This is a genomic window from Prevotella sp. P5-50, assembly GCF_002251295.1.
In the GTDB taxonomy this organism is placed as follows: Bacteria; Bacteroidota; Bacteroidia; order Bacteroidales; family Bacteroidaceae; genus Prevotella.
The window spans coordinates 69,422-93,807 of record NZ_NPJA01000011.1; the positions used below are offsets into that span (position 1 = coordinate 69,422).

At 42.4% G+C, this 24,386-nt stretch carries 12 protein-coding genes and 1 pseudogene; 8 read left to right on the forward strand and 5 right to left on the reverse strand.

Translation table 11 applies throughout. From position 1 onward, the window contains the following. The first annotated feature begins 1 nt into the window (after window position 1). Window positions 2-1,048: pseudogene (locus tag CIK88_RS01625) on the forward strand (transposase). Window positions 1,049-1,281: 233 nt separating this feature from the next. On the opposite strand, the gene CIK88_RS01630 reads toward CIK88_RS01625, so the two are convergent. The 3 genes from CIK88_RS01630 to CIK88_RS12530 form a co-directional block, all read right to left on the reverse strand. Beyond that, window positions 1,282-4,545 carry an exodeoxyribonuclease V subunit beta gene (locus CIK88_RS01630; protein ID WP_094434079.1) on the reverse strand — a complete coding sequence of 1,088 codons (3,264 nt, stop codon included), beginning with the start codon at window positions 4,543-4,545 and terminating at the stop codon, window positions 1,282-1,284. After that, the gene (locus tag CIK88_RS01635; protein ID WP_094434080.1) at window positions 4,542-7,187 is read right to left on the reverse strand and encodes a PD-(D/E)XK nuclease family protein; all 2,646 of its coding nucleotides are present in this window, start codon (window positions 7,185-7,187) and stop codon (window positions 4,542-4,544) included. Before CIK88_RS01635 ends, CIK88_RS01630 begins: the two co-directional genes overlap by 4 nt. Before the next feature lie 123 nt (window positions 7,188-7,310). Then, the gene (locus tag CIK88_RS12530) at window positions 7,311-9,665 is read right to left on the reverse strand and encodes an ADP-ribosylglycohydrolase family protein (RefSeq protein WP_254046826.1); all 2,355 of its coding nucleotides are present in this window, start codon (window positions 9,663-9,665) and stop codon (window positions 7,311-7,313) included. Between the two features lie 363 nt (window positions 9,666-10,028). On the opposite strand from CIK88_RS12530, the gene CIK88_RS01645 reads away from it, so the two are divergent. After that, window positions 10,029-12,317 (forward strand): DnaB-like helicase C-terminal domain-containing protein, encoded by a 2,289-nt coding sequence (locus CIK88_RS01645; RefSeq protein ID WP_094434081.1) that lies wholly within the window; start codon window positions 10,029-10,031, stop codon window positions 12,315-12,317. Window positions 12,318-12,455: 138 nt separating this feature from the next. After that, the gene (locus CIK88_RS01650; RefSeq protein ID WP_144269560.1) at window positions 12,456-13,319 is read left to right on the forward strand and encodes an aminoacyl-histidine dipeptidase; all 864 of its coding nucleotides are present in this window, start codon (window positions 12,456-12,458) and stop codon (window positions 13,317-13,319) included. Window positions 13,320-14,377: 1,058 nt separating this feature from the next. On the opposite strand, the gene CIK88_RS01655 is transcribed toward CIK88_RS01650, so the two are convergent. Next, entirely contained in the window at window positions 14,378-15,925 is a 1,548-nt protein-coding gene (locus CIK88_RS01655; RefSeq protein ID WP_094434085.1) for a TROVE domain-containing protein, read from the reverse strand. A 373-nt stretch (window positions 15,926-16,298) separates the two neighbouring features. Next, complete coding sequence (locus CIK88_RS01660; protein ID WP_094434087.1) at window positions 16,299-17,471, reverse strand: RtcB family protein; 1,173 nt, start codon at window positions 17,469-17,471, stop codon at window positions 16,299-16,301. A gap of 245 nt (window positions 17,472-17,716) precedes the next feature. Here CIK88_RS01660 and CIK88_RS01665 point away from each other — a divergent pair, with 245 nt between their 5' ends. The 5 genes from CIK88_RS01665 to CIK88_RS01680 all read left to right on the forward strand — a co-directional run bounded on the left by CIK88_RS01665 (window position 17,717) and on the right by CIK88_RS01680 (window position 24,370). Next, the gene (locus CIK88_RS01665) at window positions 17,717-18,739 is read left to right on the forward strand and encodes a YafY family protein (protein ID WP_094434089.1); all 1,023 of its coding nucleotides are present in this window, start codon (window positions 17,717-17,719) and stop codon (window positions 18,737-18,739) included. Window positions 18,740-18,861: 122 nt separating this feature from the next. Beyond that, window positions 18,862-21,126: a tetratricopeptide repeat protein gene (locus tag CIK88_RS01670; RefSeq protein ID WP_144269561.1), complete on the forward strand. Its 2,265-nt coding sequence runs from the start codon at window positions 18,862-18,864 to the stop codon at window positions 21,124-21,126. A 136-nt stretch (window positions 21,127-21,262) separates the two neighbouring features. Next, a complete protein-coding gene (locus tag CIK88_RS12330; protein ID WP_158214622.1) occupies window positions 21,263-21,820 on the forward strand; it encodes a hypothetical protein in 558 nt (185 codons plus the stop codon). Window positions 21,821-21,833: 13 nt separating this feature from the next. Continuing rightward, window positions 21,834-22,526 carry a sigma factor gene (locus tag CIK88_RS01675; protein ID WP_158214623.1) on the forward strand — a complete coding sequence of 231 codons (693 nt, stop codon included), beginning with the start codon at window positions 21,834-21,836 and terminating at the stop codon, window positions 22,524-22,526. Between the two features lie 89 nt (window positions 22,527-22,615). Beyond that, the gene (locus CIK88_RS01680) at window positions 22,616-24,370 is read left to right on the forward strand and encodes an ATP-binding protein (RefSeq protein WP_094434093.1); all 1,755 of its coding nucleotides are present in this window, start codon (window positions 22,616-22,618) and stop codon (window positions 24,368-24,370) included. Window positions 24,371-24,386 lie beyond the last annotated feature (16 nt).

A 24,386-nucleotide genomic window follows, 5' to 3' on the forward strand; every position in this document is an offset into this window, starting at 1 on the left:
TTTGGAGAAGCACCCTATAACGGCCCGTTCGTTTGAGGATGACTATCACATAGACGGTGATGAGTATGGCAGAGCCTACAAGGACCACCTAAGCGGCAATCGTGAATGGTCTGAACTAGGCCATGCTGACCAGTGGCTCATCTTCCCCGAGAACATAAGTCCTCACGTCAGCATAGATGAGACATGCTTGTCCACGGGAGAGGTATATACAATAGCCTCGAACAAGGATGCACATGGTCGCAAGGGATGCCTTATTGCTGTAGTCAAGGGCACTAAGGCAAAGGATGTCATAAAGGCATTGATGAAGATACCAAAAGCGTTGAGAATGAGCGTGGAAGAGGTTACTCTCGACTTCTCTGAGAGTCTGCACAACATAGTAGAGACATGCTTTCCGAAGGCTATGCGTACGCTCGACGGGTTCCATCATCAGCAGTTTTGTCTTGAAGCCTTGCAAGAGGTACGCAGAGAGTATAGGCGTGAGCAGATGACACTTGATGCCCATGCTAGGGAAGAGCACCGTCTGATGATGCGCCTGCTGCAGGAGAACGATGGTCCATTTGTGGATGAGTAGGGCAATGCCATAAGGCGCAATGCAAGGTTCTATCCCGAAAGACTTGAGAACGGAGAGACTCGTGCAGAACTCCTTGCACGCAGTAAGGGGCTACTTATGATGTCACCCGAGAAATGGACAGACACACAGAAGGAACGTGCAGAAATACTGTTCCGTGAGTTTCCGGACATAAAGACGGCTTTCTCTCTTACCCACTCTCTTCGAATGATTTTCTCGCAGAGGTGTACTAAGGAGCAAGGTGCTGTCAGCCTGCATTCATGGTACTCGAAGGTCGGTGAGTTCGGCAACAAAGCGTTCAATGATATTGCTGCCGCCATGTACGACCGTGAGGATGATATCCTTAACTATTTTGTCAATCGCTCTACCAATGCATCAGCAGAATCCCTCAATGCAAAGATCAAGCATTTCAGAGCACAACTCAGAGGTATTATTGACCGTAAGTTCTTTCTCTTCAGACTAATGAAGATCTATGCCTAATCCACACACTTTTACTAGTGACCCGAAATTTCTCTTCTCGAATTACAACAGATAAATTGTATTGAGCATCCTTATCTCCATGATCTGCTTGATTTATGTAATCTTTCAGATTAGCTTCAATCTCATTAAAAGTTATACCCTCTAGATATAGACCATCGAAATGGCTGTTTGAATAAAATGTTTCAATCTTGTTTTTTATTACATTTTTATTATCACATTTTTTATTATTTCAATTACATTTTAAGACGAACCACACACCCCATGACAGAATAATAGATTAAGGCATCCTTAACCGTTAGTCCTGATGCCTGTAACATTTCGCGATAGGCTTTAAGCTGTGGGGCATATTTGCCTGCATAGTGATCATTTTGCGGATCTGGATTTGTAATCATTGCTTTGCCACCTGGAAAATTTTTGTAATCGATCAGCACACACTCATGTTCGTTAAGATACCATAAGAGATCTATCTCTCCATGAACAATTTGACCAGAAAGCGCATGCATGAATGGTGTCTCATGTCCAATTTTGTATGCTTTGCCATAAGTAACCTCCAAATAAGAATACAATTTTTCAATAGAAATAATGACCTTATCAATATCAGGAATCACTTCATACATGTTGTGCCCGTTACGAATACGTTCTGCCACAGCTACATTCTGTTCATGAGACATTTTCGGGTCATAGACGGCAAAAATGTTATGAATACAAGTTCCTGCATCTGCCTGATTGGTACTATTGGTTTTATAAGGGGCAATCCTACAGTCCAGGTCTTCCTGAATCTCAATATTCTCTAAGGCAAAATCTTCCAAAATGGGCAACTTGCTTGGAGAGAGAAATTTGTCCCCCTCATTCAAATGGGGATTTTCAGGATACTTATAACGCTTGTATTCTGTGATTTCAGGAGCAACAGCCTCTGGACAGTCTGTAATATCTTCAAAGACTGGTTTTAGTGGGTTATGATACCATAAGTTAACAGCTTCTCCATTCAGATTACCGTCAGAAATACCGGTATTTCTTATCCAAGAAAGAATTGGCAACATTGAAGGAGAGGACTGATGACTTAGTGTTGTCAGATAATCCCTAGCTCTAGTCATTCCAACATATAATAGATGCCGTAACTCATTACATTCCTTATTCACCAACAGATTATATGATGGCAGTTCCTTGCACTTGTCGATAATTTGTTGTGGTAAATTTGTGTTTTTGGTACTGACAATCCTCGGCAAGAACTGTACGATGTATGAATAACGGTCACTTGGTTCTGGGTGGCGCATTTCGCGGACGCCCCAAAAACTTTTCCTTACAAATATTTTCTCTTCAAGACTATCTTCTTCCAATGAAGACAGGATGACATAATACCATTCAAGGCCTTTTGATCCATGATATGTAAGAACCTTGACGGCATCAGAAGCATTGTCTATCTTGCTGTCAATCTCCGCAGATGACAGGTACGTGAGCAGTCCACCCACCGAGGCTCCGATTCCCATTTGAAGGCAATGCTCATCGTATTTCTTTGCCAGTATGCAGAGCGTCTGAAGGTTCTGTCTGCGGTTATTTTCATCACCCCATTTTGCCACCATTACAGGAAGGGCAAGACCATAGATGATGCTTTCGATAAGGTCTCTTACAGATAGGTTCTTAACAGTCCGCTTAAAGGCAATTAGTTTGCTCATCAGGCTGTTTTCTTCGAGCCAAAGGTCTGTTTTGTCCTCCTCACCTTCATTACATTTCAGATTTGTCAGATAGTCTAAACGTTGCAGAAGAATCTCCTGTGTCGTGATGCCCTCCAACAGTCGCATGAGGTCTGCCCTAACATGTTTATTGTTTGAATCTACCATAAATTTCAACAAGGTAAATACCAGCTGAACCTCTGTTTGCTGAAAGAGGTCGTTGTTTACAAACGATACAGGAATACCTTTCCCAATAAGTGCATTGGCAATATCTTTGCATTGTTGATTTGTGCGGCAAAGAACTGCTATGTCACCATACCTTATTGGACGGCATTCTGCCTTACCTTTAACTTGTATCTTGATGTTACTATCTTTTAAAATCTTGATACGATCAGCGACTTTGCCAACATATATTTCTTTCTTTGATGCAGAACAGTTCCAATGGGATAAGGATTTGGAGAATTGTGGCAATTCATGACGTACCGCTTTTAGAACAACATTCTCCTTACTGATAATACCATCAAATGCTTTGGTAAAGCAATCATTCGTAAGTTCCACTAAAGGCTCTCGAGTACGCCAAGAGTTAGGCAGATTACTATGAGTAAGATTAAGATCTAAAGCATTCTCTGTATCAAGAAACTTTCTTGTAATTTCACTCACCAATTCAACATCTGCTCCACGAAATCCGTAAATACTCTGCTTTGGATCTCCAACCCAGTAACTCTGTTCCATTATGTCTGAGAGATGTTTGAATATTTCCAACTGAATAGGACTTGAATCCTGGAACTCATCAACCATCATCAGTTTGTAAGTACCCTTAATTTCATCGGCAACTTGTGGCATACTGAGAAGTTCAAGGAACAAGCGTTCCATGTCGTTATAATCTATGATGTGGCGACGCGTTTTGAATTCGTTAAAGCCATCTTTCCATTGTTTGGCGATGTCAAAAAGGATATCTATCATCTTCTTCATCATTCCCCCAGGACTTTCGTCACCTTCAGAAGATGTCTGGAAATCTTTTAGGTTTGCAACAAGAGCATCATATTTGTCCTGACCGATAAGGTTTATCAGTTTAGTTCTATTTTTCTTTCCCATCTTTGGCTTGTCCTCTGTCAGCTCCTTGTAAATCTTTACAATGACGGAATAGGTCAATTTGTTTTTCAAATCGTCCAAAAGAGGTTGTACGTTTTTCTTCTGATTATCAGAATAGTCTTTGATCTCAGAAGCCAGGACGCGGATAAAATCATCCAACAGTAAACGGTCAAGCAAAGTGCGGCCGCTGAAAATCTGTTCTACGATGGCACAACTGTCCATTTTACTGCGTTCAATGTCAACAGAATAATTGTTGGCTTTGTCGATGATGGTGCGCAGATGCTCTTTCCAGAATTCAAAATCAGCTTTTCCTTGGTCATTGAGATCAAAATAAGCACGATAGTCATTGAAAAACAGGAGGTTGCTATCAGATACATATTCACCCAAAGACTCGCTGATATATACTTGCAGGTCTTCCTCTGACATGACTTTCATGTCAGGTGATACTCCTATGAGATACCAGTATCTCTGAATAAAACTTAATGCCACAGAATGGACAGTGCCAATAGTCGCAGAATCCAATTCTGCCGCTATGTCTGGATGACCGTCTTGAAAGAGCTGCTGTCGTGACCTCTCCCTAAATTCTGAGGCAGCCAGCTCTGTGAATGTGGTGAGGATAACCTCCGAAGGTCTAATTTTGGCATCAGATTTGCCCAGTTCTTCAGAAAGAATCTGGGTCAGTTTTGTGGTCTTACCAGAGCCTGCTCCGGCATTGATATACTGGATATTCTTCATAAGAGTCTTCCTTTTAATATGGGGTGAGTTGTCTTCTTTTCCTTTGGATTATTTGTTTGCGTATTCCATGTTGCTTTTTTCTTAACAAATGGAGGTTTATCTTCTTTCACGTACGGACAGCTTTTGATACCCTTCTCGTTGTCAAGCGGATAGAATGGGGTGTCGTTGCCGGCTTTCGTATAGCCCAATTCCGCTATTTCTTCCATCTCGCCATCCTCAATAAATCCATGATCCAGTTCATCACGGCGATATCTGTAAGAGTTCTGAATTTCCTCAAACAGGTCGTTTGATGCTGCTTCTGTTTTCACTTTAACCCGCCGGATATGGCTGGACTCTGAAAAGTCAGAGGTAAACATAGTCATCATCGGAAAGAGATAATAAGCTACCCCAGCTATTTGTGAGCCATAGTGCTTTTGAGCCGCTTTCCGATACAACTCCAGCTGTATGGACTTATTCTCTTCCAACTTCTTTCTAAAGCCTTTAGATTCAGACCATTTAAAATCAAAGATAACAAGATTGCCATTGGAGTCCTTCAGTACCATATCGACACTTCCGTAGAATGCCCCAATGGTATCGAGGTCAACATTTATCTCAACTTCGCTACCTATTGGCTCTAGACCTAGATTCTGAATAATCCCCGCTAATACAGTAACGCTCTTTTGCAGAATACCCTCAAATTGCTGACGTTCTAACTTGTATTCTGGCAGCAGAAGAACCGCTCCTTTCTGTTGGATTGCTTCGCCCATCATCTTCTTGATGTCATCTTGGTCCATTTTCATATATTCATCTGCCATATTTCCACCATAAGTCTCAAATAACTTCTCAACAAACAGGTGGGCTACCAAACCCTTTGTCGTGTCAAGGTCAGGCAGCTGACCTACTTGTGGCTCACGGAGTTTGAGCAGATGAACCATCGTGTAGTCAAACGGATGCTGGATGAGTGTACCGATACTGGTGTAACTCTCCTTCTCGCGCCTAATTTCTTTCAGTTCCTTTGAGAGTTGATAGTTGTCGTGTGGTTCCAATACTGTAATCTGCCCTGTTTCTTCCTCCAGATTGGGAACAGCATCAACTATCACACGTGTTTCCCATTTGTCTTTGTATCTGTGCTTCAGTTCGGTAATCAGCGGATGCTCCTCCTGACGGGCATTGCTGTCATATTCCCAGGTAACAAGAATAAGCTCCTTGACGTGCTTTAAGCCTTCCAATTCCAAATTGTGATGCTGCGCATAAAATGTGGATTTGCTTGGAATCAATATACCAGATTTTTCAAACGAGGCAAGTTCCGATGTATTGAGGAAATCAAAGGGATAGGCAGGGAAATCTCCTCCGACGCACCCCAGCCAGCAGACCTTGTTGACATCATCTGCTAATTGGCTGATAGAAGAAACCGTATCAGGTGAATCCTTCTGTGCCCGCATGTGAGTAAACGACTGGGGCTGATATATACCATCAACGTGAGCCTTCAAAGTTTCTGAGGTAATATAACCGTCAGCAGGAAGGATTTCATGAAGCGATCTGCAGAAAGAAGCCAATACGACGAGTTGTTCTTTGCGTTCATCTTCTACACCGTCCACCCGTAATAACTGATCACACCAACGTGCCAGTTTGTTAGCGAATGATTTGACATCCTCTACAAGGATCTTATCAGAGAGATAGTCCTTGTTGAGCATTTCAATGAAGGCAAGCTTTTCAGCTCTTTTATCTTTACCTTCGTCATCAGTAAAGTCATACTCCTCGATAATGTCTTCCCAAGTTTTATTGACGCCACCTTCGTCTGAAAGTACACGTGCAAGCTTGTAAGAAACCCCTCCCAAAGGATTACCTGGTATCTGAAGATATGAAAGGAGGTTATATACATTAACTGGTCGGATAAAAAGCGACATTCCTAACTTGAACAACTGAAGAAGTTGCGGATTGCTTTTCGTGGCTGTCGAGTTGACAACTGGTTGTCCCATAGCGATTGCCATGTCATTGAGTATGCAGTTGTCACTACTGATAGTAACATCTACATCCTGCAAGGCTTTTGGTTTAGAAAGATACCATTGATATGCATCAGAACGTGTTTTGAACTGATAGAGACTGAAAGTTTCGGGAAGACTTCCTTCTCTGACAATATAGTTTACTGTCATCTGTTTTTCCAACACGTCCAATGTATTCCTTACAACTGCTGGAATTTGCTCAGTGTCATGAACTTCTATGCTATCATATTCTTGGAATATGCGATGGTTCTCCAGATGTTTGGCTAGTTCTTTCCAGCGTGCCGATATATGTTTGCTTTTGACGCCTTTAACTAACTTCGCAAGGTCTTTAAGCTTATCTGAACAATGATTTGCGTCAGGTGTCCATCCTTCCATAAGCAGGCTGTCACACCAAGTCATCAATTGTCTAGACACACCGACTTCATCCCTTTTGAATGATCTCTCAAATATGGTGTCTGAGATGTTCCCACTCAGCGCTTCGTGAAAATCAATCAATCGTTCTGGCTCTGAAAGCTCTTGTGATACTATACCTGATCTTAGTTCAAGTTCAGACAACAACTCATTGGAACCGCACACTTTTAGGCCCAACAGACAATCTTTGCGTTTCTTTAGGTCAATATAGTAACCATTGCTATAGAAAGGACTATATACTATTTTCATCTTCTCACGCTTTTTAGTTATTTTGTACAAAAATACACCTTTTGATTAAACCAAAAGCAAAACTATTGTTAATAATCTATAATTAAAAAAAGGAAAGACTGATTTTGAAAACTACACTTGTAGCTACCAATTAAATTCCTCTAGAATTGCCCGTAATTCCAAAGGAAGTCTCTCCCATGCGAAAATGGCCAATTCTAATGGTACATCCATCGATGCGGCAGCTATGTTGCCTGCCATACACCCCATGGTATCTGTATCGCCACCGAGGGAGATAGCGCCTATAACAGCATCTTCGAAGGACTCTGCTTCTAGGAAACAGATAATGGACTCTGCCACTGTCTTATCACAGGCGGTTTCGAAAGCATACGAAGGTCGGATTTCGTCAGTGGTACGACTGAGGTCATAACCGAAGGTCTGTTCGATATACGATTTGATGTCAGACTTCGAATGCCTTGTCTTATTCAGGAAGATTGCGGCAGCAATGGCCTGGGCGCCACGGATGCCCTCGTCAGAGTTATGGGTAACTTCGGCTGTGGTCTTCGCCAAAGCAAGACACTCGTCAAGCGACTGGGCATACCAAGCTACAGGAGCAACACGCATGGCACTGCAGTTAGTATTGGCACCATAAGGTTCACGGCTGTCAGAGCGAACCCAAGCGCGGAAATCCTTTTCGAAAGAGTATGGCATGTAACGACGACCGAAATATTTAAAGAGGTCAATAAGCGTCTGTTTGTCATGGGTGGGATCATCAGCGAGCCACTTGGCGACTGCCAGCGAGAGCACAGAATCGTCGGTATATGTCATTGCTACAGATGATTTTAGATGATGTTTGCCAGCGAGCGATTTCACCTTCTGCTTGTCTTTTTCCAACTCATATTTCGAACCGAGAATATCTCCAACAATACCACCAATGAGGCCTTGAGTTGGCAACTGCGAGGGGGTTGCAGGTTTGATAGATGTGACATTTATCGAACCGTCAGTACAGCGGGCAAAAAGCAGATTTCCACCTAGCCAATTGATATACGCACCATTCAGTATGTCGATATCAGCAGGCTCTCCCTGAAGATACTTCTTCCATTCAGCACACCAGAGACAGTCTGATTTCTCGAATTCCAAAACCCTGCGACATTTCACGTGAAAACGGTCTTCAAGGAAGTCGCGGCGGATGCGTTGAGGATTGTTCAAGTAACCTTTTTCGGGGTTAAGAATGGTCTGCTGCGTCTTCAACGCATCGCGACTGTCATCGAAGGCTGCTAACAAGTACGGCACTTCAATATTGAAAAATTGATAACCGAGAATATCAACAGCGCAGTTTTTAGCTTTCAACTGAAGTCTGTCCGTATATGGTACTGGGGCTGACGAGAAGCTGAGAGGACCATACAGGCTAAAATCTTCCTGGAAGGTGACGAAGTCGCGAAAAGCTCCTTTACTGAAACCACCCAGATTGTTTGGGTCGTTGGGATTTGAATGACGATAATTCTCTCCGAAGTCACTGGTGAACATGCTCATTTTATACAACAAATCGATGGAACCCAATGATGAGTCAATGTCAGTGCGGATGATAATGACGGGCAGATGACCTGGCAGTCGATCCAGCAGATTACGGCACACGGTTTCTTCGCGAGGAGTGACTAACAATACTAGTGCGCAGTCGGTCTGTGGGTGTTTCGGACTACTGATGAAGTTGGAGAGTGCAAGGAAACGTCCGTGACATTCGTCGCGGAAGTCTGAGATAACACAAGAGGCCAACCCGGCTTCCGTCATGTTGCTCTCCATTTTGTAGGCTACAGGTTCACCGTATGATCCGTACAGCACGGTGAATTGAGAGATAGAACCAAGGTCTGGCGGTGTAGTGATGCCATCAACGCAACGGTATGTATAATTGTCGGCTGACTCTGACGAGATAACCAACCTACGCGAAAAGTCGGCATCACCTGTGAAGGCCTTATATAATAAGGAGAAGTATGTAAAGGTACCATTAACGCTGATGAATCCGTCAGCACAATCGAAAGAATGACGGATGACACTGTTGGGATTGTTTTTCATCATACGCTTCATCATGGTATTCTCGTCTTGTGACATGGTGAGGACGCAGCTGTGCTGTGGATTCACGCGAATCATACGGTCCGTAATGTACACTGCATCCTGATTCTTCAACGATGTGCTGACAAGCAGGAGTTTCGAGTTACGGATGGTTTCGTCTGAGAAAGAGTTGGCCTCATACGGTGTCACAACCCGGCCCAAACCACAGTTAGTGCCATAAAGCAACGATGCATACGAAGCCGAAGAGTGGGCACCGCCATGTCCCATCGCGATGAGGGGCCGTTCCGGGTTGGCGAGCAGGAACTGACGCAGAGTCTCTACGTCCGCATGTTCTGCCTGTTCAATATACTGACGAGTGTCTGTAAGCAACTCGCTCATGAGTCGCTTGCTGCCCCTAGCTTTCGGTGTGATCTTGCTTGCCTGTTTTGATTTCATACTTCTCTGATTTATGTTTCACGAAGCAAAATTAGGAATTTTCTTTCAAATAAGCTTTTGATCTATATGTATAAATGAAGAATGTCTATAATTATCGGTTACCAGCGGTAAACAACACAAAAGAACATAAAAAGTAACCACATGTCTATTTATACCTATAAAGCCTATGCTGGATATAAAAAAGAATTTGTAAATTTGCGACAAATACAACTGTAACAGTATGGTGCTTAATACCAGTTTCCTCAATCAGAATTGGTGCGAAGAGGACGGTGAGAAAGCAGATGCTGCCGACATCATTATACGCAAAATGCGAAAGTAGAGCCAACTGATTAGAAGGTGAAATGAACACTAAAAACTCCTAATATGGAAACAGATACAATAAGAACCGGATTTTCCTCAATTGATATGGTGACAGAAGGACTGAAATCGTCAGAAGTGATGGTGATTGCTGGACGGGGAAGAACAGGAAAGACCACATTTGCACTATCAATAGCAAAAAACGTTGCCGTTGACAAGAAAATCCCCTGTGCCTTCTTCTCCATGGAGACAACCTGTGTAAAACTGACGAATCAGCTGATTGCCAATATATGTAATATTGATGGAGACAAAATCATAAATGGTCAAATTAATCATGACGAATGGGAGAAACTCGATAAGCATATTTCATCTTTGACGGGTTCACCTCTATATATTGATGACAAGCCAAGCCTTACAATTGATGAGCTCAAGGACAGCGTTCGTAAATTATCGTCAGAGCATGGAGTAAGACTCTTTATCATCGACAGCCTTCAACTTATTGACTGCTACAAGCACTATTGTTCAGATGAGTTGTTTGTATGCATGAATTCCTTGAGAAAATTGGCTGATGAACTAAAAGTGACTATGATCATTACGAGCATATTGGGAGTAGGTACAGAAGAAAAGCATCACTATCCAAAGATGTCTGATCACCATGAATTCATGGTATTCAACGATTTTGCGGACTATTCCATATTCTTGTATCGTCCAGACCACTATCATGTCCAGACCATCGAGAAAAAAGCAGAGGGAGTAAACTTCGGTTGTCTCAAAATAGCTAAACGAGGCTTCGAACAGACAGGCGAAAATATCTTGTTATATATCAACGAGAGGAATGCCTTTGCTCAGTTAAACCATTCATTTGATTATAAGACTCAGCGGATGGTTACGGCTGTGGATGAGATTTGCAAACCGAACAAGACCATACTGCTCCTCCAAGATAATGGAATTATGAAAAATTTGACGGACATCTTGAATGTCTATTTCCCTCACGACACTATTATAGTGCCGCAAATCAACTGCAATCCTGATAAAGATTTGCCATATATAAGACTCTTGTGTCAGGAACATCATCCTGATTTGATTATTGGTGTAGAATTGGGGGCAATGTATGCAATTATGTTGCACGATTATCACCGTATTTGTATCAATCCATGCTCTTGGTATGTTACAAGAAGTTTTACAAACATTACGGCTCTTGAAAACCTGGACAAGCATCTGTTTGATAACCTTTCTGAAGAAAGTCGTAGAAAGTGCTGGGGCTTTTTTATTAGAAGTAAGATACCCTATAACTGTTTGAGGGAAAGTTTCATTTCTCAGTTCTTCCCTAATGTAATTGACATCCCCAAGAACGACAGGGATGATAGAGTTATCCTCCAAGATGTCATTCTGCCTTTTGCCAAAATGCTACTTGATGAGGAACGAACAGATGAATGGGGCGTGACATACAGCAGTTATGGACGCAAATTGAAGAAAATCGCCCCTCTGCTCTTCAACTGTGAGGAATATACCATCCCAGAAGGTGTAGAGGAAATGCTGGATTCATTCTGGCTGACAGAAGCGAAACTTAAAAGAATCCAATTGCCTAGCACACTGCGTAAGATGGATGTAAATACATTTATTCGATGTGAAATTGAAGAACTTGAATTGCCTGAAGGTATTACTGAAGTGCCTGAGTTTATGTGTGAATGTTGCAGAAAACTGAAGAAATTGGTCCTACCTTCAACTATAAAGGAAATAAAAGGTAGTGCTTTCAATTGCTGCACCCAACTTGAAGAGATAAATCTGCCAGGAAATATTGAGTTTATAGAAGATGGGTGTTTCCGATATACAGAATCGCTCAAGTATGTAAAGTTGCCATCTCAAATCGAATATATAAGCTCTGAATTGTTTTATTGTAGCGGCATAGAAACAATAGATATACATGAACAAATTACGGAAATAGGACATTGGGCTTTCTGGGGGTGCGCTCGCCTGAAGCGACTTATCATTCCTAAAACAGTAAAATGCATTGGATACGGAATAGTAAGTGCACACGAAGGTTTCGAAGGTGTTGAATGCCACGCAAAGGGCTTCCACGTAGAGAATGATGCCCTGATTGATGATGAACGGCAGGAACTACTTTGTTGCTGGACACACCAAAAGAATTATATAATCCCTGGTGGTATCAAACGTATTGCAGATTTCAGTGGTAATCCGTATGTTGAAACTATCACAGTAAAACAATTCGTAGAATTAACTACAAGTGATACATTTGCCTCAGATACCAATCTTCAGAAAATAGAATTCCTTAGTGGCGTAACAGGTATTTGTGGGGGCACGTATTATAATTGCCCCAAATTAGAAAACAAATAACAAGGAAAGCAGATTGAGAAAGCATTGCGATATATTAGACAACTAAATACTATTAGGCCTAATAAATTTTTATGTATGTTTACAGAAAACAGACATCTATTGTAGAACTTATAGATTTTAGAATCTGAAATAATATAAATGTTAGAGTTATCAAATATTAACAAAGAGCTCCTTTATAAAGTACTCGCAACTCCTTCATTTTCAGAGAAAGAATTGAGGTTGCAAGAATTCCTAATGGAGTATGCCAGTCAGAAAGACTACGAATGTAGTATTGATGATAAAGGAAACATCTATATGGCCAAAGGCAAATTGTCAGATGGATGCTTTTACCCTTGTGTTACTGCCCACATGGACACTGTTCAAGACTCTCAGGTCGTCTTTATTGACAAAGATGAGCACCTTCCGTTGATTACTGAAAGCCGTGAAGATGGTAAACATATCATCTATACTGAAGGATTCGGATTGGGCGGTGACGATAAAGCAGGTATTGTCATTGCCTTGTCCATCATGGATAATACTCCTATATGCAAAGCCGTGTTCTTTGTCGAAGAGGAAATCGGGTGCCGAGGCAGCTCCAATTGTGAACTGCCATGGTTTAAGGACGCTGGCTATATCATGGCATTCGATTCTCCAGAAGGAAATTGTGCCTCTTGGTCATGTAATGGAGAGAGACTCTTTGACAGGTCCTTCTACGAAACCCATCTTGAGGTACTCGGAGAAAAGTTCGGATTGACAAAGTTCGTTGCACACCCCTATACCGATGCCTACATACTGCGCATGGACACATGCCTTGCTTGTATGAATTTCGGAGCCGGATATTACTTATACCATACGCTCAACGAATATGTCGTTCCTGAAGAAATGGATAATGCTACAGCCATGGGATTGTACCTCATTGATCGTCTCGGTTACAAGGAATACGTCCTACCCTTCTGTCCCAGATACAGATTAAACGAAGAGGATAAGGATTCTGAATGGTTTAGAAACAAGTTTAAGCAGTAGATGGAAATATGATCCTAACAAATAACCACAAAAAATTGGACAGCCTACCAAGGTTGCTTTGTATTGGTCATCATTGCATGCGTCCCCGTTCATGAATTGCAACCTCTTGATTTGTACTAACACGTCCAAGCATTGTAGTTGGAAGCGATGTTTTTTTGTTTTTCAAAACTGTAATACTGTAACTGTAACGCTTGAAACGCAAATTTAGAGGAATAAAAAAATCCGTACAAATCCATTGTGCGGTTTTTGGAAACTGTTATATTGTAACGCTTGAAATGCAGAAAATGGTTTTTGGAAACTGTTATATTGTTATATTGTAACGCTTGAACCGATGGTATCGTCTGATATGTTTTTGTTGACTGTCACTATTGCGAGTGTGTTCCTACGTCATCTTCTCGCTTATCGCGATACCTCCATTTTACGGTTTTGAAAGTCAACAGTTTTGCCGATCCACACAACTTCTTGAGAAGCCCATTACGAATTGCCATATCATTTTCTTGGATTTTATCCTTGGATTTCATCCTTGGATTTCATCCCTGGATTTCATCCTTCGTTTTCTCGCCATGACAGAATTAAAGCGAGCTTTATTCTGCTCATTTAGCTTAACGAAAACGTTCCATTTCATGGCACCTTTTCTCGCCATGGCAGAATTAAAGCGAGCTTTATTCTGCTCATCTGGCTTAACGAAAATGTGTTCTGTCCATAACCAGAAAATCGACGGAGTGGTTAAGATTTTTTAGTGTCTGTTTAGTAAAAACAATCGGTGCAACAATTGCATAGACTCAGCCCTACCTGCATTTCTGCTCGGCTCCCGGTGTAAGCCTGGGATATGAAAGGGTTTTCTTATGGCTCCACCAGCCGCGTGCAGCTTGGCTGTACGATTGCTTCTGTACATATATGGAGCCTGCATATTGCCATTTGCACCATGCGCCTTCGAAGTATGACTATGCTACGGCAACCGATTGAATTTAAAATGGCAGTGCAACAATCGCGATGGGTGTGAGCTGGTATCTAAACATTCCGAAGTAACCCATTGCTACGGCAACTGCTAAATTTTGTTACAGTTCTATATTTTTAATCTTTTCAATGGCATTTGAACCATTTTCAACAGCCTCGAGCAAATCAAAAATTCGGTCACTCCAGCCTGCGATAAGAGTAACATCATCGCGTACAAAGTTTAAAGGCGTAGTACCATAGCCGTTGAGGTCGAAGAGGTAGAGTTTTGCATTTGGTGCAATCTGCTTATACTTGTCCCATTCTTTGCGAATGGTCTGTTCTGTACCAAAACTGTTCCATATCTGACAGTCTGTAAACATCATGACTTTATCCATGACTATGCCTTCGTTGTTTAGATATTCTATGACCTTATAGCCATTGGTTGAATACCCAACTGTACCTTCAAGTTTGTACATCAGTTCAACGTTGCTCAGAATGCCTGCTGAAGACATGTTAACCACTTTCCAGTCTTCTCCAAATATACCACTGATAACATTTTTACAGCGATTTTTAAGTAGCATCGCCAGTACAAGACCTATGTCGAAGTTTTTTACAGAACTCCTTGGACTTATAGGAGTGTACATTGACCCAGACACGTCGCATGCCAACAACACTCTTGTGTGCTCATCGAATCCTGCAATATTCCGACTTGTAACAAGAACAGCCTTTTCCAAAGCATCAAGTAGGATATGTGTGTTACCATTCCCCACATTAACTAACTCGCGATATGCTGAAAGGAATCGGAAGGGGAATTGCTTAGACCGAATGATTTCATACTCGTCGCAGAGCCGTTTGGCAACATCGGTAAGTGCATCTCTCGATACGCCATTTTCAAGGAAATTGCGAAGGTTGCGAAGTAAGGCCATATAGCCTAACTTTCCACTGTCAATAAGCTCTTCCCACTTCTTTGCAAAAGCCGTCTGCTTATCTTCTGCTGTTTCAAATTCCTGCTGCCCAAGCGCTGACAGCTCTGTTTCCCATGTGTATGGTATCTCCAGAGACTTATTCGTGATTTTGTCGAACACCTTTTGTTGAGCATCATCTTTCGCTCTCGGATGCACAATGAAGAGTGCATCACGAAGTTTTACTTCAAGGTTTCTCTTGTCATACTTGGCAAACTGATATTCATCGAAGTTGTTGAATGCCTTCTGTAATCCTACCTGAATCTGATGAGATAATTTCGCAAGTTTTTTAGACGGAGTGCTACCGTCTATGCCAGACACATTCTGACTATTGCGCCACTGATAGCAATGTAGTAGTTCCATAATCTCATCAGCGCGGAGTACAACTTTTTCTATTGCCTTGCTTACTAGATTGTCTCCGCTATGGTGCTTAGCCAACTCCACTATGAGCAGAAGAGGAACTGATCGCAAATTCATCACCGTACGTGCATATACTGCCAATTGGGCGACGAAATGAGCATCACACTTGCCAACAAGGTCGGCAATTCGCTCTATACGTTCATCTGCCGTCTCATAGAACTTGTTGCTTAAGGATGTTGTAACGACGGCGGTATACAACTCCATCTCTGCAGACATACTGAAGACTTCTGCACCTTCGTGGTTTAGGGTCGCAGATTTTTCCTTGATGATAGTGTTAAATTTACTCATTTTATACTCTATTATTATTGTTGTTCATTTTAAAACCAGCATTGTTGTTCATTTTAAAACCAGCGCAACAGGCGTGAAGGAGAGCAACTTTGCTCGCTATGGCACTTAAGCCGAAAGCCAAAATGGTCGCGAGCTATCTAGAATTTTAGATATTTCCGAAGTATTCCGTCACTACGGCAGCTGATTTTACGGTAGGTGGCGCAACAAACGTAACGGCTCTGTTATTATGCCTATTGAAAGCTCTGGATCGAAGGAATCCGTCACAACGGCAGCCACTTATTTCTATTTCAAAGAACTCTTTTGTCGAGTTGACAATGCAAAGATACGATAATATATCTGCACAAGTCCTCTCTATATACGTATAACGATTCTTTTAGCCTTTTATCACAGCAACTGGCAAAAGTCGTGTTTTTACTTTGACGAGGTCTGCCTCGTTGGCTATGACAGTTTCTATGTCCTTGTATGCACCTGAGGCTTCCTGCATGTCATTTTGATTGCGGATTGCGTGAATGATACCTAGGGCATCCAATCGTTCCACTTCCTCTTTCAAGTTGAGGTCACGGATGGCAGCAGTACGCGACAGCGTTCGCCCAGCTCCGTGAGAGCATGAACAGAATGACTCAGGATTGCCCAGTCCCTCCACGATGTAGGATGCTGTTCCCTGTGAGCCGGGAATGATCCCAATAACTCCCTCACGTGCCAGCGTTGCCCCCTTTCGGTGTACAATAACATCCTGCCCGTAGTGCCTTTCCCATGCTGCATAGTTGTGGGCAATATTGATCATTGGTTCAAACCCAATCTCTGGAATAGCATCTTTGATGACCTCTTCGATGCGTTTCATCATCAACTTACGGTTACACAGGGCGAAGTCAACACAATATTTCATTTCCTGCCAGTATGCATTGAACTCGTCGGTTCGTAGAGGAAGAAATGACAGACGAATATCTGGTGAAACCACAGAATACCATCTCTCATTGAGCTTCTTTGCCTTCTCGTTATAGTAATCACCGACAAATTTTCCAAGATTTCTGGAACCAGAATGGATCATAATCCATAGTGTACCTGTTTCATCCTTCTGTAACTCAATGAAATGATTTCCACCACCTAACGTTCCCACTTCTTTGGTAATATATTCCTGACGGCGTTTCACAATTTCCATCTTGTCAATGTCATGTCCGGTAGGTAGGTACTTTTCGTCCTGAGCCTCTTTGTGGTGGTCCATGCCCAAGGGGATACGCTTTCGTATTCCACGCATTATTTGCTTACGAAGTACATCTGTTGGAATATCTGCGACCTTCCAATTTGTCTTTACTGCGCACATTCCACAACCAATATCCACGCCAACGGCATTGGGTATGACGGCATCTTTGCAGGCAAGCACACCACCGATAGGCATTCCCATACCAGTATGCACGTCGGGCATAATGGCAAGGTGATGGAAGAGGAAGGGCAGGGTAGTCAGATTCTCTATCTGACGCATTGCTGATTTTTCTACATAGTCTGTCCATATCTTGACGGGACAGTTGTTGATCATCTTTACTTCCATAGTCTTTTCTCCTTTTTGTTATTACACATTAATTAAATAATAGTGGTGCTTCGTAGCTCAGTTCATTGCACATTCTGTTTTTCTTGAATTGCGTTGCAAAGTTAAATATGCACTATGCAATCTTTCTGCGTAACTGAAAAAAGTTATAAAAAACAGTCCAATAAGTGCATTTTTTTACTTCTGCGCAAATAGGTTGCGTAGATATTTTGTATCTTTGTGCCAACAATAACAAAATAACGACAATTATGCCTGCAAACAAGAATGCTTTGATTCGCTACAAAACCATAGATAACTGTCTTCGTAACCGCTATCGCCGATGGACGCTTGAAGATCTGGTTGATGCTTGCTCGGATGCTTTATATGATATGGAAGGTATTTGTAAAGGAGTCTCTGTTCGTACAGTTCAGGGGGATCTTCAGATGATGCGCTCAGACAAGTTAGGTTATAATGCCCCTATCGAAGTATATGACCACAAATACTATCGCTATGCCGACCCAGACTATTCTATTACAGATATGCCTATGTCACAAAACGATTATGAGGTGATGAAAGAAGCAGTGGACATGCTTCGTCAGTTGCAGGATTTTGACCAATTCACCGAAATGAGTGATGTCGTTAACCGTTTACAAGATAAACTTGCCGTTTCCAAGAACAATAGAAAACCCATTGTACATTTTGATAATGTTCCTGACCTGAAAGGACTTCGTTTGCTCAATCCTCTTTATAATTATATTGCACATAAGCAGACCCTGAAAATCATGTACCAGTCATTCACGGCTAAAAAACCAACCAAGTTCATTCTGTGCCCCTATCTTTTGAAGGAATTTCGAAATCGATGGTTCTTGTTTGGATCAAAGGCAGACGATCTTCTTTTGTTCAATCTCCCCATTGACAGAATGGTAAGTGTGGAACCGATAGATATACCATTCCGAGAGAACCCGGAATTTGACTCCGAACATTTCTTTGATGATGTCATAGGAGTCAGCAAGAATATTCACGAGAGAGCAGAGCGTGTCAAGTTTTGGGCAAATGCAGAGCAGAGCAGGTATATCAAAACAAAGCCTCTGCATTCCTCTCAGTGCATATTAAGTGAGAATCCTACGGACGGAAGTTGTATTTTCTGTATTGATGTGGTGATAAATTTCGAGATGTATTCTGTGTTTATGTCCTATGGTGCGGGAGTAAAAATCTTATCCCCACGTAAGTGCTTGAACCATATGAGCCAAGTGCTGAAAGCTGCCGCCTCTTTGTACGACCAACGTGTATAACGTTATTAACTATACGAATAGGAAGATTAGCATGGATTAAATTTGCTACTTTTGTAAGCGAAAAATTTCGAAACAAGTAATGAAGAAGAAAATCTTGTATAGAAACGATATAAGTAACAACTTTGCTGAATAAGAAAATGACCGAGCAAGAACTGCAAAACAAGATAGGTGCAATGCACTTGAGATTTTTGGATGATCAAGTACATTATGAAGAGTTTGTAAATGTTCTGATGTGCTACTCTGAGTCATCAGACAATTATGGACAATCTGTAACTGCTGCACTGCGAGACGGATTGACTAATAGTGAACGCTATTTCAGAATGGAGAGTGCCATCTCTCCACGATCCATCGTGATTGAGAAAAAGAGTAAAGGCTTGAACGTTTCTAAGGCAGACATAGAAGGCTGTTATTCTCTATGTTTTATCCTCGATGACGAAAGAAAACTAAAGATGCACTTCGATAGGAAACTGAGTCATTTGCTCTACATTCTCATTCTCCTCTGTTCTTTAAAAAACGGCTTTTTGGCCGATTTCTTTCTGTCAGAGGACAATTTGCACACTGTTATACAGTTAATCAAGTTGATTTATCCTCATATGGATGAGAAATCTGCCAGGCTGATGGCCAAGGAACTTGCTTCCGATCGTTCTTTTTCTGATATCCTGCAGAAAATGAAGGCTCCGCTGGGTGATTGCCTTCGGCAGGCGCAGATAGTAGATGACTTGTATTGGTATATGCCTTATGCTGTCAAACTGAAAAAGAAAAGGCTGTATAAAGTGCATATCCCACAGCCCCAGATAGTCTGTCCACCAGAATTTCTTTCCATCTTAGATGCCCTTCCTGATGCCTCTGAGTTTGTTTCAGAAGGATTAGACATAGAGGAACGAGATATGGAGAACGACTTTGCTTGGGCTAAGGTAGCTGCGGCGCAAGGTAAGGCAGATGGGTTGTATAAATTAGGTGTGTATTATGGAACTGGCGATGTGGTATCTCAAGACTACAAGAAATCAAAATACTATTTTGAGGTGGCTGACCAAAGAGGCTGCTTAGATGCCACTTTCGAGTTAGGTGTTTACCACATGTTTGGCTTTGGTGTCAAGAAGGATATCCGCAAGGCACTCGCCTATTTTGAGCGTGCTGCCGCTAACGGTCATGCAGAAGCTGCTGCCTACGCAGGACAAATCTACAAGTGTGGTACGAATGGTGTGAAGGTGAATCACCAGAAAGCATTCAACCTATATATGATTGCAGCAGAGCGCAATCAGGAAGAAGGTATGATGTACGTGATACTTGGATATCTGCTTGGTGAGGGAGTAAAAGCAGACATTGACAAGGCCTACGAATGGTTTCTGAAGGCAGAAGCCTTAGGGTACGAAAGGATTAAGACAATTTATGGCATACATTATTTCAACCAAGGTGATAAAGAGTCGCTCGACAGGGCACTCCAACTGTTTAGTGACGGTTGCAAAGCCGGCATTCCCCAAGCGTTCTTTTTTATGGGGAAAATGATTCATATGGGTTGTTGCAAGACGGACAATGTCAAAGAAGAAATGAAAAAATGGTTTTTGAAAGGTGCATTGTGTGGTGAACAGATGAGCATTTTGGCGGTGAAGAAGTGTTTTCCTGTTGAATATGCCAAATGCCAGGATAGTCTTGAGAATCAGTTGTCCATGCGCGATATCTTCATCAGTCAGGTGCAGTTGATGGGCAATATGTTTTGGGACACCTTCATCCAGTTGGTCGATGCTTACAGGGAACGATGGCATGAGCACTATCTTGCTGAGATTTGCAAACAGTTGAACATCCACAAGAAACCTGACGGTAACGATAATAACAGGGTACCAGAGCGACGTATCACTATCAGGAAGTCTAAAGGAGGCAAACTTCCTTATGAGATTGTTTTAACCCTGTTCAATGGTGACGAGATTGTCATTGATAAGATCAATCCCAAATGTCTCACCCTATTCTTACTAACTATCATCTGTTCCTACAAGAACGGCTATACTACTATGATGGCTACAGACAAAAACTGCAGGCCGATATTGAAGGAACTGGTGTATTTGGTCAATGGTAATAGTATCAGCAATCTCGATGACTATGTGGAAGGTATGATGGGGTATGAGAAGGATGAAGAGAAAAAAATAAACGAGGACTACTATAAGCAATATTCTAATATGACTAAAAAAGCCATTAAAAATGCTGTAGGAGATCGTGATGATGCCAATTACTACCTTTTCAGGTTTGACAGAATTTCAGGAAGGAAGATCTTGAGGCATATTTTTCTTGATACTCATAATATCGATATTCCGCACGAACTCATGCACCTGGCAGTTAGAATGCCAGATGCTCTTGATGTTTTACAACATGCAGAATATCAGATTGTTAAATAATAAACCATAGCAGAAAATCCTTAAGTTTATACCTATACAGTTTGCCGTTTTCTTAGGAATGCGGCTACTCTTTTACTACCTTTGCAGCACGAAATCCAAGGACATTCTGAGGATACATATTAATAAAAATGAATTCATGATAGAGGAGATTAAGAAAACGATTGACGCAATGACAACAGACGAGATGAAGCAGCGTCTAACTGAATACATGGCCGCAGACCAGCAGTTGATTCCTCGTCCTGTTGCGGTTGAAGTCAGACCCAGTGTCGCCAACAGTAGCAGGTGTCGTTACGACGTACTGTTTATTAATGAGAACGGTCAGGAGACTGAGGTGAAATTTCATGACCGATATTCGCGTCTTGTTTATATTTACACCTTACTCCACCCACAAGGCTATCAGCGTCGTATGGCAGCTGCCAACAACTATAAGGAACTGCAACAACTCTACAGCTTGCTCTATTTCAAGGATAGTGATGCTCTGGTGAAGACAGTCGAAAGTACCGATTTCGACCACTTCTTCAGTCATTATATCGCCCAATCGCGCAATGCCATCCGCCAGGCTACACCTCATGCCTCAGACTTTGCCATTGACCGTCCGCAGTCGCACGACGGAAAGGTACTTATCCCATTCGTGGCACAGGGTGGCACAGTCATCCTTGCCAGTTCGCTTCGTAACCAAATGTCTAATCTTTAATTATTATCACACCATGTATCAGAACGGCAGAAACATTACATTTACCGACCGCAGCAACAGTTGTGTTGACATGTTCCTTAAGGACATCAGAAAATCACAGCCCCTTACTAACAAACAGGAATACGACCTTTGGCTTCTCATGCGTCAGGGCAACAAACAGGCTCGTGACAAGTTCGTCCTTGCCAATCTGCGCTATGTGGTGACTGTTGCCAAGAAGTATCTTGCCTCTGGCACATCCTTCGAAGACCTTATCATGGCAGGCTCGTTGGGCATTACAAAAGCAGCAGACAAGTTTGATGCTAACAGGGGAGTTCGTTTCATAAGCTTTGCAAAATGGGACATCGAGAGCGAGATACAGAAGGTGGCATACAACCACTTCAAACACAAGAGTGCTACCCTGTCCTTGGACGAACCAATAAATTCTGATAAGGATGACTCATATAGTCTGATGAACAGTCTGGCTTCGCCTTCAAATGTTCAGCCTGACTGGCAACTCCGCTATGACGATTCTCTCTTTGCGCTAAAGATGAGGCTTGACACCCATTGGCAGGGCGCAGGTGAGATGTTGGACGATTACCTTTCCATGATGGATAAGGGATTCACCGCTTCTGACTTTGCTCGTAAGTATCATTTGAACGACCGACAAAAGCGCTGTTTCCTTGATATTGTGCATACCGAGGGTCGTCGTTTAAGGCTTGTAGCATAAGACAGTACTCAGTTGTTATAGGTATAAATGAAAGGGGAGTATTGAATATATTTCCTATCTTTGCACCAGAATATTAAAAATTGTTTGATATGGCTATTAGAAAGAAACCGGCACGCAGACTTAAATCAGAAATCGGAGGTCATGGAGATTTCCCAGAGGAGACTATGGACAAGTATAAGGAACCTGACACTTGGACCGTCATCACAGCACTCGATAGAATTCTCGACATGGCTCAGCACTCTCAATTGTCTGACGAATTTTGGGAGTCTGTTAAGAATCCATTGGCTTTCCTCAATAAGGAGTTGGACTTAACCAATATTCAGATTGTTGCTCTGGCAATGCTCGTCGAGTCAGGAGAACCGATGTCCTGGAAAGACATGAGCGACTATCTCGGCTGCTCCCGATTGTCTGTCATGGTATATTCTGAGGAGATTGAAGGATTGGTGACCAAGCGCTGGGCCGTTCGTAAAGACGTCCGTGATCTTTATGGTGTTCATGAGGGGCTTGTCTTGGTGCGTGGTGTCGTCACGGCTCTCCGTCATAATAAGTCCTTTGTCCCAGAGAAGATTGATGGTTTCACCGAACAACAGTTTGTTGATCGGCTGGAGAGACATGTTGGAAAGAATATCAACGACCCCCGTGCTTCATTTGAGGATGATGAGGAATGGATGCTTGAATTTGCCAAGGCGAATTCGCATCTTCCTCTCTGTCGTGAGGTTCTGAGGTTTAATAATATTCATGTCCAGTCGCTTCTGCTGTTGATCGTTGTTGATTATGCTCAGTGGGAAGGATCTGACAGTGAGGGACTTACCTTACAGACCATCGATAGTCTTTATCCTGATGAGTATGAATGTGACTTCATGCGTGAGGAACTTACTAAAGGGACTCATCCTCTCATCCAATGCGGTTATGTAGAGCATAAATGTGATGAGGGCCAGGCCGATACAAACCAGTATATGCTCACACGTAAGGCAAAGACCGAACTCCTTTCTGCTTATACCCCCAGTCACTCAAGATGCAGAAATATGAAATCTGCTGACCGTTTTCTGAAGGGACATGCGACAATCAAGGAGAAATCGTTGTTTTTCAATATTTCTGATCAGAAGCAGATAGACCGTCTTACCCAACTGCTCAGCACTGAGAGCTTGCCTACTATTCAGAAGCGACTTGAGGAGCAGGGTATGCGTAAGGGCTTTGCCTGCCTGTTTTATGGCGCTCCTGGTACAGGAAAGACCGAGACCGTCCTTCAGATTGCCCGTCAGACGGGACGCGATCTCATGCAGGTGGACATTGCCGGACTGCGCGATAAGTGGGTCGGAGAGAGCGAAAAGAACATTAAGGAGGTGTTTACCCATTATCGCAGACTGTGTCATACCAGTGAGGTAATGCCCATTCTGTTCTTCAACGAGGCCGATGCCATTATCAACAAGCGTACTGAGAATGTGGAGCACTCTGTCGATAAGATGGACAATGCCATGCAGAATATCATTCTGCAGGAGATCGAAGCCCTCGACGGTATCCTCATTGCCACCACCAACCTGACAAGCAATCTCGATAAGGCTTTTGAGCGTCGTTTTCTCTACAAAATGGAGTTCCATAAGCCAAATACGGAGGTGAAAACCAAGATTTGGCGCTCCATGCTGAAGGACATCAGTGCAGATGATGCTCACCAGTTGGCCTCTCATTTCGATTTTTCAGGCGGTCAGATCGAGAATATTGCCCGCAAACGCACCGTTGACTACATCCTCTCTGGCAAATTCGCCTCTTTGGGTGAGATTGAAGACTACTGTCGTGCAGAACTCCTCGTCAACAAAAACGCCCGTCGCATAGGTTTTACATCATAAACAATAATATAAATAC